We start from the raw sequence: 11,674 nt of genomic DNA on the forward strand, positions 1-11,674 counted from the left end.
CTGCTCACGCTCCCGTGGCGACGAGGACGGCGGCGACGGCCAGGACGACGGTGCCGGCGAGCAGCGCGCTCACATAGGTCTGCACGTTGCCGGTCTGGGCGCGCCGTACGGCGGCTCCCAGCCAGCGGGGTAGGGTCCCGGCGCCACGTACGTAGGTGTCGACGACCTCGCGGTCGAGGAACCGGACGAGCACGGCCGCGGCCCGCACCGGGCGGACGAACAGCGCCGAGTACACGGCGTCCAGGTGGAAGCCGGCGGCGGCGTGGCGGTGCAGCGGGCCCAGGATCAGGCGCCCGGGGTCCGCCGGGTCGGGGGCCTCGGCGATGTCGCCGTACGCGGGGGTGTGACTGGCGATGGCCTCGGCCTCGACCTGAGCGGCGTCGCCCTCCGGGTGGGCGGCGACCGCGCCGAGGGGGGCCTGTGCCGCGAAGGCGGTGGTGTGCCGCCAGGCCGCGTAGACGACGATGCCGCCGACCAGCGCCAGGCCCGTGCCGAGCACGGAGGTGGTGAGGGTCGGGGTGAGGTCGTCGCCGCCGAACCAGCCGGGCAGGGAGTTGTACGCCAGCCCGCCGAGGGCGAGGGACGGGGCCGCGAGCACCCACAGCACCACGGTCATGGCGAGGGGCTGCCTGCCGTGGTCGGGGGCCTCGGTTCCCCGGCCGCGGAAGGCGAGCAGCCACAGGCGCATCGCGTACGCCGCGGTGAGCAGCGCGGTGACCAGTCCCGCGACGAGGACGATCCAGCCCGCCGTGGCGGGGGCGTGCTCGGTGTGGCCGGTGGTGACGTGCTCGGCGGCGCCGAGGACGGACTCCTTGGAGAAGAAGCCGCTGAACGGCGGGATCGCGGCGAGCGCGAGGAGCGCCACGGTCATCGTCCAGTAGGCGTCGGGGACGCGGTCGTGCAGGCCCTTCATCCGGGACGTGGCGGCCAGCGAGTTGGTGCCGGCGGCGTGGATGATCACACCCGCGGCGAGGAACAGCAGCGCCTTGAAGGCGCCGTGCGACAGGAGGTGGAAGACGGCGGCCCCGCGGTCGCCGACGGCCAGGGCGCCGGTCATGTAGCCGAGCTGGCCGATCGTCGAGTAGGCGAGGACGCGCTTGATGTCGTCTTGGGCGAGCGCGGCGAGGCCCGAACCGGCCATGGTGACGGCGGCCATCACGGCGAGGACGGTCATCGCGGCCTGGGATGCCTGGAACAGCGGGAGGAGACGGGCGATGAAGTAGACGCCGGCGGCGACCATCGTCGCGGCGTGGATCAGCGCGGAGACCGGTGTGGGGCCCGCCATGGCGTCGGGGAGCCAGGTGTGCAGCGGGAACTGCGCCGACTTGCCCGCCACGCCGGCGAGGAGGAGCAGGGCGATCAGCGTCGGGTGGTCGAGGCCGCCGTTCGCGACGGCGCCGAGCACCCGGGTGATGCGGAACGACCCGGCGTCGTCGGCCAGCGCGAACAGGCCGATCAGGAAGGGGACGTCGCCGAGCTTGGTGACCAGGAAGGCCTTGAGGGAGGCGGCGCGTGCTTCCGGCGTCTCCCAGTAGTGGCCGACGAGGAAATAGGAGCAGATGCCCATGACTTCCCAGCCGACCAGCAGCACCATCAGGTCGCCCGAGTAGACGACGAGCAGCATCGCGGAGGTGAACAGGGAGACGAGCGCGGCGTAGGAGGGGTAGCGCGGGTCGTCGCGCAGATAGCCGGTCGAGTAGATCTGCACGCAAGTGGCGACGAACGCGACCAGTACGGCGACGAGGGCGGCGAAGCCGTCGATGTGCAGGGCGAGTTCGATCGGGACGGATCCGGTGGGCGTCAGCTCGGCGGCGGCGTCCACGGGCTCGTCGCCACCCTGGCGCACGGCGACGACGACGGCGAGCGCGAGTGCGGTCAGCGTCGGCAGGACGGCGAGCGGGCGGACGAATCCGGGTGCCGTGCGGCCCAGGAGCAGGCCGGCGACCGCGCCCAGGAACGGAAGGAGAGGTACGAGGACGGCGAGGGTGGTCGTGGTCACGCGGTGGCCTCAGCCTTCTCGGCGGCCGGCTCGGCCACGAGGGCTTCGGCGCCGTCGGGGCCGTCGGTCTCGCGGCCCTCGGCGGTGTCGCGGAGCTTGTCGATGTCCGCGGTGCCTCGGTTGCGGTGGACGGCGAGGACGATCGCCAGGCCGATGCCGATCTCGGCGGCGGCGATGGCGATGGTGAACAGGGTCAGGGCCTGCCCGGAGTGCAGGGTCTCCTCGGCGGCCCGGCTGAGCCAGACGTCGAAGGCGACGAGATTGAGGTTGACGGCGTTGAGCATCAGCTCGACCGACATCAGGACCAGGATCGCGTTGCGGCGGGCGAGGACGCCGTACAGGCCGGTGCAGAAGAGGAGGGCCGACAGGACGGCGGGATAGGCGAGGTGCATCAGCGGGCGCCGCCCTTCTCGCTGCGGATGCCGGGGGCGGGTGCGCGGGAGTCGGGTGCGCCCGGAGTGGGTGTGTCCTGCGTGGGCGGGACCGCCTTGGCCTTGCGGGACAGGACGATCGCGCCGACCAGGGCGGCGAGGAGGAGGACGGAGAGGGCCTCGAAGGGGAGGACCCAGTTCTGGAAGAGTGCCTTGCCGGTGACGTCGGTGGTTCCGGCGGGGGCGCCGTCCAGGTCGATCCAGGTCGTGCGGAAGGCGTCGACGACGACCCACACCAGGGCGGCGGCCGAGGCGAGGGCCACGGCGAGAGCGGCCCAGCGGTTGCCGGAGTCCGCGTCCGGGGAGCGGCCGATGGGGGCCCTGGTCAGCATCAGCCCGAACAGGAGGAGGACGACGACGGAACCGACGTAGATCAGGACCTGTACCCAGGCGATGAACTCGGCGGTGAGCAGGAGGTACTCGACGGCGAGGCCGCCGAGGGTGACGACGAGCCACAGGGCGGCGTGCACCAGCTGGCGGGTGGTGACGGTGACGACCGCCGCGCCGAGGGTGACCAGGCCGACGAGGAGGAAGGCGATCTCGACGCCGGTCGGGGAGAGGAAGCCGTGGCTCTCGGCCGCCAGGCCGCCGGCGGCGTTGACGACGGAGGCGGATACGGATGCGGCTGCGAGGGTCATCCCTGGCCCTCCTGTCGGGGCTTGTCCGTCTCCTGTCGTGGGCTGCCCGCCTCCTGGGACGGCCGGCCCCTCTCCTGGGTCGGCTGGTCCGTCTCCTGGGTCGGCTGGTCCGACTGTTGCCGGGACTCGCCCATCGGCCGGGTGGGCTGCTCGGCGGCGCGGGCCTGCTCGTCGGCGTGGGGTGTGGTGGAGGAGAGGTCGGCCGGGGCGGCAGGGGTGGCGACGGCAGGAGTGGTTTCCTGCTGGGCGGCCAGTTTCTCGGCCGTCTTGCGGGCCGCGGCGATCTCCTTCGGTTCCTCCGCGCCGGGGTCGAGGGCCGGCGGGGCAGGGACGGTCCACATCCACTCGCGGAGCTTGTCCCGCTCGTGGGTGAGGTCGCGGATGTCGGTCTCGGCGTACTCGAACTCGGGCGACCAGAAGAGGGCGTCGAAAGGACAGACCTCGATGCAGATACCGCAGTACATGCACAGGGAGAAGTCGATGGCGAACCGGTCGAGGACGTTGCGGCTGCGCTCCCGGCCACCGGGGGCCGCCGCCGGGATCGTCTCCTTGTGGGAGTCGATGTAGATGCACCAGTCCGGGCACTCGCGGGCGCACAGCATGCAGACCGTGCAGTTCTCCTCGAACAGCCCGATGACACCGCGGGTGCGGGGCGGCAGGTCGGGCTGGACCTCCGGGTACTGCTCGGTGACGGTCTTCCTCGTCATCGTGCGCAGGGTGACGGCCAGGCCCTTGGCCAGGCCGGAGCCGGGAATGGGGGGCATGGTTACGCGATCACCACCTTGACGATGCCGGTGAGGGCGATCTGGGCGAGGGAGAGGGGGACGAGGAGGGTCCAGGAGAACTTCTGGAGCTGGTCCTCGCGCAGGCGCGGGTAGGTGACGCGCAGCCAGATCACGACGAAGGCGAGGACGGCCGTCTTCAGCAGGGTCCACACCCAGCCGAGCCCGTCGGCGCCCCACGGCCCGTGCCAGCCGCCCAGGAAGAGGACGGTGGTCAGGCCGCACAGGACGACGATCCCGGCGTACTCGGCGAGGAGGAACAGGGCGAAGCGCAGGCCGGTGTACTCGGTGTAGGCACCGAAGATGATCTCCGAGTCGGCGACCGGCATGTCGAACGGGGGTCGCTGGAGTTCGGCCAGGCCCGCCACGAAGAACACGATCGCGCCGACGATCTGCCAGGGCAGCCACCACCACTCGAACGCGTCGAGGATGCCGGGGAGGGAGACGGTGCCGGCCGCCATGGCGACGGAGGCGGCGGCCAGCAGCATGGGGAGTTCGTAGGCGAGGAGCTGGGCGGCGGTGCGCAGGCCGCCGAGGAGGGAGAACTTGTTGGCGGAGGCCCAGCCGGCCATGAGCGAGCCGAGCACGCCGACGCCCATCACCGCGAGCACGAAGAAGACGCCCGCGTCGACGACCACGCCGACGGCGCCTTCTCCGGGGCCGATCGGGATGGCGAGGAGGACGAGGAGGTACGGCAGGAGGGCGACGGCGGGGGCGAGCTGGAAGATCCGGCGGTCCGCGCCCGCGGGGACGACGTCCTCCTTCTGCACGAACTTCACGCCGTCCGCGACGAGCTGGGCCCAGCCGTGGAAGCCGCCGGCGTACATCGGGCCGAGGCGGCCCTGCATGTGGGCCATCACCTTGTGCTCGGTCTGGCCGATGAGCAGGGGGAAGGTGAGGAAGACGACGAAGACGATCAGGAGTCGCAGGATGACGTCGAGAGCGTCGTTCACTGCCGGCCTCCTTCCGGGTCTTCGGGGTGTGCGGGCCGCGAGCGGTGTTCGGTGCGTCCCGGTTGTTGGGGCCGTCGCGATTGCTCGGGCCGAGGTGCCTGCTCGGGCTGCGAGGACGGTTCGGGCTGCTCCTGGGGCCGGACGCCCTCCGCCTTCGGGCCGGGCTCGGGCTTCGCCGCGGGCTCGGCTTGGGCCGCAGGCTCGGGCCGGACGGCAGGCTCCGGCTGGAAGCCAGGATCGGCCTCGGCCTTGACTCCGGGCTCGGGCTTCACCGCGGGCTCGGGCTTCACCGCGGGCTCGGCCTGGGCCGCGGGCTCGGCCTGGGCCGCGGGCTCGGCCTGGGCTCCGGGCTCGGGCTCCTCGAACGCCGGGCGGGCGTGGTGCCAGGGGGCATCCGGACTGCGCGGGGCGGCCGAGGCCTTCGGCTGCGCGGAGGGCGGAGTCTGGGCGCGCTGGGAAGCCGAGCCCTGGGAGGCGCTTCGGGCGCGGCGCGGACCGGCGGGGGCGGTCGAGGGTGCCGAGGGCGTCGGCTTCCCGGTCGCCGGTGCCTCCGAGGACTGCGTGCTCTCCACCCGCTGGGACGCCGAGCCCTCGCTCACGCTCCGGGCGCGGCGCGGACCGGCGGGGACGCCGGTCCGTGGGGCCGTCTCGCCGGCCGCGGGGGCACCCGGCGCGGGAGGTGCCGCATCCGTGGTCGGGGCCGTCTGGCTTGCAGAGCCCTCCGACGCCGTTCGGGCGCGGCGTACGGGGCGGTCGCCCGCGGCTCGCGGGGTGCGGGCCGGGCGGGCGGGGGCCGGGGGGAGCTGACCCTTCAGGGGGCCCCACTCGTTCGGGTCGGGGACGCCAGGTGGCAGCATCTGGCGTCGCTTGGGGCCGCCGTGCTCCGACTCACCGGGTTCCTTCGCGCCGGGCCATGCCTTCGCGACGCGCGCCGCCAGGACGAAGTCCTTGCGCAGCGGGTGGCCCTCGAAGGTCTCCGGAAGGAGGAGGTGGTCCATGCCGGGGTGGCCCTCGAAGGTGACGCCGAACATTTCGTGGGTCTCGCGCTCGTGCCAGGCAGCGCCCGCGTATACGCCGACGGCCGAGGCGAGGGCGGGCGCGGAGTGCGGGACCGTCGTGCGCAGCATCAGCCGGCGCACCGGCGACAGGGCGACGACATGGGCCGAGACGCGGAAGCCGGTGCCCGGTTCGTCGACGGCGCTGAGCCAGTCGAAGTAGGTGCAGCCCAGTTCGTCGCGGGCGGTGCGCAGGGCGGCCGTCCAGGCGGCGGGGGGCACGTCGACCGTGAGGACCTCGTACGACTCCTCGGCGGTGGCGTCCGCGCCGAAAAGGTCCTCGGCGGGAGCGGGAAGCCAGCCGGCCGTTCCCGTGCCGGCGTCGCCGCTCATCGGGCCTCTCCCGCACCGGCGCCGCTGCCGCCGGGCGCCGGCGGCTGGACCAGGCCGCTCTGCAGGGCCGCCGTGGAGGGCCGGGGCGCGGTGACGCCGTAGCGCTCGCCGAGCGACTCGCGGGCGATCTTCTCCTGGAGCTTGAGGATGCCCTGGAGCAGCGCCTCGGGCCGGGGCGGGCAGCCCGGGACGTAGACGTCGACGGGGATGATCTGGTCGACGCCCTTGGTGACGGAGTACGAGTCCCAGTACGGGCCGCCGCAGTTGGAGCACGCGCCGAAGGAGATCACGTACTTCGGCTCGGGCATCTGCTCGTAGAGCCGCTTCACGGCGGGCGCCATCTTGTCGGTGACCGTGCCGGAGACGACCATCAGGTCGGCCTGGCGGGGTCCCGGCGCGAACGGGATGACTCCGAGGCGGATGAAGTCGTGGCGGGCCATCGACGCGGCGATGAACTCGATGGCGCAGCAGGCCAGGCCGAAGTTGAAGACCCAGAGCGAGTAGCGGCGGCCCCAGTTGAGGACGACCTTCATCGGCTCGGGGGCGAGGCGCGCGAGGGCGCCGAGACGCTTCGGCTCGGGGAGCGACACAGGAGTGGGCGTCACGTCCATGCCAGAACTCCCTTCTTGTAGGCGTACAGCAGGCCCACGGCGAGGAAGCCGAGGAAGATGAACATCTCCACAAGGGTCGTCGCGCCGTAGCCGGGGGCGGCGAAGACCGTGGCCCAGGGGAACAGGAAGATCGAGTCGACGGCGAAGATGACGTAGAGGAAGGCATAGACGTAGTAGCGGACCTGGGTGTGGGCCCAGCCCTCGCCGACGGGGTCGACGCCGCACTCGTACGTCAGCAGTTTCTCCGGGGTGGGGACGACGGGGCGCAGCAGCCGGCCCGCGCCGAAGGCGACGGCGACGAACAGCACGCCGATCGCGGCGAGCAGTCCGACGACGGAGTAGGACTGAAAGTAGTCGGCCGCGACGGCGACCATCGGTTCGGCGCTCGGTTCCCGCACGTCAGCCCCTCGCTCCCTGACCTCGACCCATGACCGTGTTACGCACGGGAGTCTAGGGCCTGCTAAAGGGACGGTAAGCAGCCCGTCACGCCTTGAGATGCCGGGGTGGGGTTTTCCTCAGTCCGGACCTGGCGGTCCACCTCATGGCGTGGCGGCGCGCCACCCGGCACGCTAGCCCATGTGACCGATTATTTCCCGTCCCCGGGCGCCACGGCAGCCGACCCCGATCACGCCCGCAAACGCGACGGTACTCCTGACGACGGCCTTCCGGGCCGAGCCGCAGACGCACGCGACGGTTCGAACGCCGCACGCCACGGCTCGGACGCGCGCCACGACGCGAACTCCGGTGTGGACACCGACTCCGCCAAGGACGAAGAAGTCCGCGGCCACCGTCCGCCGCCACCGCGTTTCGCCTACGACGCGCACACGTGGAAGGAGATCGTCCATCTCCTGACGAACCTGCCGATGGCTCTGCTGGGCTTCGTCTACGTGGCGACGGTGCTGTTCACCAGCGCCTTCCTGACCGTCACGGTGATCGGCTTCCCGCTGCTCGCCCTCGGTCTGATGGGCGCGCGGCTGCTGGGCCGGCTGGAGCGGGGGCGGGCGAGGGCGTTGCTCGGGGTGCGGGTGGACGAGCCGAGCCGACTGCCGTTGCGCGGGGCGGGCGGATTCCTGCCGCGTATATGGATGATGCTGAAGGACCCCGTGGGCTGGCGGACCATGCTCTACGACTTCATGCGGCTGCCCTGGGGCATCCTCACCTTCACCATCACGCTGACGTCGCTGTTCGTGCTGTGGCCGGTGCTGCCGTTCGTGGCGCGCGGACTGGCCAACGCCGACCGGGCGATGGTGCGGGGTCTGCTGTCGCCCTCGGACGAACTGGAGCGGCGGATCGCGGAGCTCGAGTCGGACCGGGGGGTCGTGGTGGACACGGCCGCCGCCGACCTGCGCCGTATCGAGCGGGACCTGCACGACGGGGCGCAGGCCCGGCTGGTCAATCTGGCGATGGGGCTGGGCCTGGCCAAGGAGAAGCTGCTGGAGGATCCCGACCAGGCGGCGGTGATGGTCGCGGAGGCGCACGGCGAGGTGAAGCTGGCGCTGCAGGAGCTGCGTGATCTGGCCCGCGGGATCCATCCGGCGGTGCTCACCGACCGGGGCCTGGACGCGGCGCTCTCCGCGGTCGCCTCGCGCTGCACGGTGCCGGTGAAGGTGACGGTCGACCTGGACGTCCGGCCGGCCGAGGCCATCGAGGGCATCGCCTACTTCACCGTCTCCGAGCTGCTGCAGAACGTCAGCAAGCACAGCGGGGCGAGATCCGCGTCCGTGGACGTGTGGCGTACCGAGGAACGGCTTCTCATACAGGTCGGCGACGACGGGCGCGGCGGCGCTCGGCTCGACGGAGGCACGGGGATACGCGGGCTGGCCGACCGGCTGGACGCGGTGGACGGGCTGCTCGTGGTCGAGTCGCCGGAGGGCGGGCCGACGCTCATCACGGCCGAACTGCCGTGGCGCGACCGGCCGGAGCAGTAGGGCTCCTCGGGCGGAGGTAGGGAAAACCCCCCGCCCAAGAGGGAGACGTGCTCCATGGTCCGCGCATCCGCCGTCGGCGAGGGTGGAGATACGACGCGACGAGCAGAAACGGGGCGAGCCGATGGCCACGGAGTACGGGGACTACCGGGACTACCCGGACTACCGGGACTATGAGGAGTACGGACGGTACGAGGAGCACCGGACGTACGGGAAGTACGGGAGCGGGTCCGCGTACGGGCGCCGCGGCGGGCGCCGGTGGAGGCTGCCGGCCGCGTTGCGGGCGCCGGTGGAGGCGCGCAGCTGGGCGGAGCTGGCGTATGTGCTGCTCGGTCTGCCGATCGGCATCCTGCTGTTCACGTACGCGGTCATGATGGTTTCGATAGGCGCGGGGCTGCTGGTGACGTTTCTCGGCGTTCCGGTGCTGGCGGCGGGTCTGGCGGGGTGCCGGGGGCTGGGCGCGATGGAGCGGGCGCGGGCCCGGGCGCTGCTCGACCTCGACGTGGAGGCTCCGGAGCCGGTGCGCGTGCGGGGCCGGGGGCTGATGCCGTGGATGGGGGCGGTCCTCAAGAGCGGCACGTCGTGGCGTCAGCTGCTGTACATGGTGCTGCAGTTCCCGTGGGCGGTGTTCTCCTTCGCCGTCGCGGTGGGCTTCTGGGCGTGCGGCTGGACGATGCTGACGTATCCGCTGTGGTTCTGGCTGTTCCCGGCCTACGCCGGCCAGGACGGGCTGCAGTTGTACGGTGACGAGACGCATCGGGTGTACCTCGACAACCCGTTCGAGATCGCGGTGACGGCGTCCGTGGGACTGCTGATCACGCTGGCCACGCCGTGGATCGTGCGGGCACTGACGCTGGTGGACCGGGTGCTGGTGCACGGGCTGCTGGGTCCCTCACGGCTGGCGACGCGGGTGGTGGAGTTGGAGTCGGACCGGGGGGTCGTGGTGGACACGGCCGCCGCCGATCTGCGGCGCATCGAGCGGGACCTGCACGACGGGGCTCAGGCCCGGCTGGTGGCGCTGGCGATGGATCTGGGCCTGGCCAAGGAGAAGCTGGCGGAGGATCCGCAGACGGCGGCACGGATGGTGGACGAGGCGCACGGCGAGGTGAAGACGGCGCTGCAGGAGCTGCGGGACCTGGCGCGGGGCATTCACCCGGCAGTGCTGACCGACCGGGGACTGGACGCGGCACTGTCGGCGGTGGCGTCGCGGTGCGCGGTGCCGGTGAGGGTGGAGGTGGACCTGCCGTCGCGGCCGGCGCCGGCCATCGAGGGGATCGCCTACTTCACCGTCTCCGAGCTGCTCCAGAACATCAGCAAGCACGCGCGGGCCACGTCGGCGGCCGTGGACGTCTGGCGGGTGGAGGACCGGCTGATGATCCAGGTGGAGGACGACGGGGTGGGGGGTGCGAACGCGGCGCAGGGCTCCGGGCTGGCGGGCCTGACGGAGCGGCTCGACGCGGTGGACGGAATCCTGGTCGTGGACTCCCCGGCGGGCGGCCCCACCCGGATAACGGCGGAGCTGCCCTGGCGGGGCTGAGCCGCAGCCCTGCCCTGGTGCGGCTGGGTCCGTAGCCCTGCCCATGCAGGACCTCCTCGGCCGCGGCCCGCCCTGGCGGGACCATGCCGTAGCCATGGCGCGGGCGGCCTGAGCGTGGCCACGGAGCCCCGACCTGTTGTCCGCCCGTCCACACTTGCCCACTTGTCCACTGTCCACTTGTCCACAGCCTCATCCCCGGGTTATCCACAGCCTGGCTTCCTTCGCCACCGGATGTGCCGAAAGCTGGAATGCTTGGCGCGTCGTACGTGGCGGAGCCGGATTGTGGGGGATGTGGGTCGTGGAGGACAGGGTGCGTGTGGTGATCGCCGAGGACTCGGTGCTGCTCAGGGAAGGGCTCACCCGGTTGCTGACCGACCGCGGGCACGACGTGGTCGCCGGGGTCGGCGACGCGGAGGCGCTGATCAAGACGATCACCGAGCTGGAAGCCGAGGGCCACCTTCCGGACGTGGTGGTGGCCGACGTGCGGATGCCTCCCACCCACACGGACGAAGGCGTCCGGGCCGCCGTACGGCTGCGGAAGACGTATCCGGGACTCGGGGTGCTGGTGCTGTCGCAGTACGTCGAGGAGCGTTACGCCACCGAGCTGCTGGCCGGATCGAGCCGCGGGGTCGGGTATCTGCTGAAGGACCGGGTCGCCGAGGTGCGGGAGTTCGTGGACGCGGTGGTGCGGGTGGCCCAGGGCGGCACCGCCCTCGACCCGGAGGTGGTGGCCCAGCTGCTGGGGCGCAGCCGTAAGCAGGACGTGCTCGCGGGGCTCACGCCGCGGGAGCGGGAGGTGCTGGGGCTGATGGCGGAAGGGCGGACCAACTCGGCGATCGCCAAGCAGCTGGTGGTGAGCGACGGCGCGGTCGAGAAGCACGTCAGCAACATCTTCCTCAAGCTGGGTCTGTCGCCGAGTGAGGGCGACCACCGGCGCGTGCTCGCGGTGCTCACGTATCTCAACTCCTGAAGCGTGCCCCCGCCGGTCGTGTTCATCATGCGAATGACCCGGGGGAGCCGACCCCCGCGGACGTAGGGTTGATCTGGGAGGGCCTACGGAAAGGCCGGTCCCAGACAGCCGCCTCGAAGGAGGACCAGTTCAGTGACGAGCCAGGTCAGTAGTCCAGCGGAGCAGGCCGACGGAACGGTCGTGGGAGAACAGCGCAAAGCGGCCGACGTGAAGGACGTGCGCCGTCTCGACCGGGTGGTCATCAGGTTTGCGGGGGATTCGGGTGACGGGATGCAGTTGACGGGTGACCGTTTCACGTCCCAGACGGCGTCGTTCGGTAATGATCTGTCGACGCTGCCGAATTTTCCGGCGGAGATCCGGGCTCCTGCGGGGACTTTGCCGGGGGTGTCGTCGTTCCAGCTGCATTTCGCCGATCATGACATCCTGACGCCGGGGGATGC

The 11,674-nt window shown here is 71.9% G+C and carries 11 protein-coding genes and 1 pseudogene; 4 read left to right on the top strand and 8 right to left on the bottom strand.

Translation table 11 applies throughout. The features are described from left to right. Positions 1 to 4 precede the first annotated feature (4 nt). Genes ABZY13_RS05535 through ABZY13_RS05570 form a run of 8 tightly spaced genes read right to left on the bottom strand, consistent with a single transcriptional unit; the run spans position 5 to position 7,176 of the window. The gene (locus ABZY13_RS05535; protein WP_356627552.1) at positions 5 to 1,999 is read right to left on the bottom strand and encodes an NADH-quinone oxidoreductase subunit L; all 1,995 of its coding nucleotides are present in this window, start codon (positions 1,997 to 1,999) and stop codon (positions 5 to 7) included. Further along, on the bottom strand, positions 1,996 to 2,391 hold the full coding sequence (gene nuoK, locus ABZY13_RS05540; protein ID WP_356627553.1) for an NADH-quinone oxidoreductase subunit NuoK: 396 nt from the start codon (positions 2,389 to 2,391) through the stop codon (positions 1,996 to 1,998). Before nuoK ends, ABZY13_RS05535 begins: the two co-directional genes overlap by 4 nt. Next, positions 2,391 to 3,068, bottom strand: a complete 678-nt coding sequence (locus ABZY13_RS05545; RefSeq protein WP_356627554.1) for an NADH-quinone oxidoreductase subunit J — start codon at positions 3,066 to 3,068, stop codon at positions 2,391 to 2,393. Before ABZY13_RS05545 ends, nuoK begins: the two co-directional genes overlap by 1 nt. After that, the gene (locus tag ABZY13_RS05550) at positions 3,065 to 3,832 is read right to left on the bottom strand and encodes a 4Fe-4S binding protein (protein ID WP_356627555.1); all 768 of its coding nucleotides are present in this window, start codon (positions 3,830 to 3,832) and stop codon (positions 3,065 to 3,067) included. The genes ABZY13_RS05545 and ABZY13_RS05550 overlap by 4 nt, the downstream gene beginning before the upstream one ends. Before the next feature lie 2 nt (positions 3,833 to 3,834). Then, a complete protein-coding gene (locus ABZY13_RS05555; RefSeq protein ID WP_356627556.1) occupies positions 3,835 to 4,803 on the bottom strand; it encodes a complex I subunit 1 family protein in 969 nt (322 codons plus the stop codon). Next, positions 4,800 to 6,191 carry an NADH-quinone oxidoreductase subunit C gene (locus ABZY13_RS05560; protein WP_356627557.1) on the bottom strand — a complete coding sequence of 464 codons (1,392 nt, stop codon included), beginning with the start codon at positions 6,189 to 6,191 and terminating at the stop codon, positions 4,800 to 4,802. The genes ABZY13_RS05555 and ABZY13_RS05560 overlap by 4 nt, the downstream gene beginning before the upstream one ends. Continuing rightward, complete coding sequence (locus ABZY13_RS05565; protein ID WP_356627558.1) at positions 6,188 to 6,802, bottom strand: NADH-quinone oxidoreductase subunit B family protein; 615 nt, start codon at positions 6,800 to 6,802, stop codon at positions 6,188 to 6,190. The genes ABZY13_RS05560 and ABZY13_RS05565 overlap by 4 nt, the downstream gene beginning before the upstream one ends. Beyond that, entirely contained in the window at positions 6,793 to 7,176 is a 384-nt protein-coding gene (locus ABZY13_RS05570; protein ID WP_356627573.1) for an NADH-quinone oxidoreductase subunit A, read from the bottom strand. The genes ABZY13_RS05565 and ABZY13_RS05570 overlap by 10 nt, the downstream gene beginning before the upstream one ends. Before the next feature lie 372 nt (positions 7,177 to 7,548). On the opposite strand from ABZY13_RS05570, the gene ABZY13_RS05575 reads away from it, so the two are divergent. From ABZY13_RS05575 to ABZY13_RS05590, 4 genes and pseudogenes are all read left to right on the top strand, one after another. Continuing rightward, the gene (locus tag ABZY13_RS05575; protein ID WP_356627574.1) at positions 7,549 to 8,730 is read left to right on the top strand and encodes a sensor domain-containing protein; all 1,182 of its coding nucleotides are present in this window, start codon (positions 7,549 to 7,551) and stop codon (positions 8,728 to 8,730) included. Between the two features lie 121 nt (positions 8,731 to 8,851). Then, positions 8,852 to 10,264, top strand: coding sequence for a sensor domain-containing protein (locus ABZY13_RS05580; RefSeq protein WP_356627575.1), 1,413 nt, complete (start codon positions 8,852 to 8,854; stop codon positions 10,262 to 10,264). A gap of 289 nt (positions 10,265 to 10,553) precedes the next feature. Next, complete coding sequence (locus ABZY13_RS05585) at positions 10,554 to 11,234, top strand: response regulator transcription factor (protein ID WP_356627559.1); 681 nt, start codon at positions 10,554 to 10,556, stop codon at positions 11,232 to 11,234. A gap of 132 nt (positions 11,235 to 11,366) precedes the next feature. Then, positions 11,367 to 11,674: pseudogene (locus ABZY13_RS05590) on the top strand (2-oxoglutarate ferredoxin oxidoreductase subunit alpha); the annotation flags it as partial.

The organism is Streptomyces sp. NPDC006610 (assembly GCF_040611575.1).
Classification (GTDB): domain Bacteria; phylum Actinomycetota; class Actinomycetes; order Streptomycetales; family Streptomycetaceae; genus Streptomyces.

Excerpts from the sequence above, each read along its gene's own strand:
- ABZY13_RS05550 (WP_356627555.1), bottom strand. The coding sequence starts at position 3,832 with ATGCCCCCCATTCCCGGCTCCGGCCTGGCCAAGGGCCTGGCCGTCACC.
- ABZY13_RS05560 (WP_356627557.1), bottom strand. The coding sequence starts at position 6,191 with ATGAGCGGCGACGCCGGCACGGGAACGGCCGGCTGGCTTCCCGCTCCC.
- ABZY13_RS05545 (WP_356627554.1), bottom strand. The coding sequence starts at position 3,068 with ATGACCCTCGCAGCCGCATCCGTATCCGCCTCCGTCGTCAACGCCGCC.
- ABZY13_RS05585 (WP_356627559.1), top strand. The coding sequence starts at position 10,554 with ATGTGGGTCGTGGAGGACAGGGTGCGTGTGGTGATCGCCGAGGACTCG.
- ABZY13_RS05565 (WP_356627558.1), bottom strand. The coding sequence starts at position 6,802 with ATGGACGTGACGCCCACTCCTGTGTCGCTCCCCGAGCCGAAGCGTCTC.
- nuoK (WP_356627553.1), bottom strand. The coding sequence starts at position 2,391 with ATGCACCTCGCCTATCCCGCCGTCCTGTCGGCCCTCCTCTTCTGCACC.
- ABZY13_RS05580 (WP_356627575.1), top strand. The coding sequence starts at position 8,852 with ATGGCCACGGAGTACGGGGACTACCGGGACTACCCGGACTACCGGGAC.
- ABZY13_RS05570 (WP_356627573.1), bottom strand. The coding sequence starts at position 7,176 with ATGGTCGCCGTCGCGGCCGACTACTTTCAGTCCTACTCCGTCGTCGGA.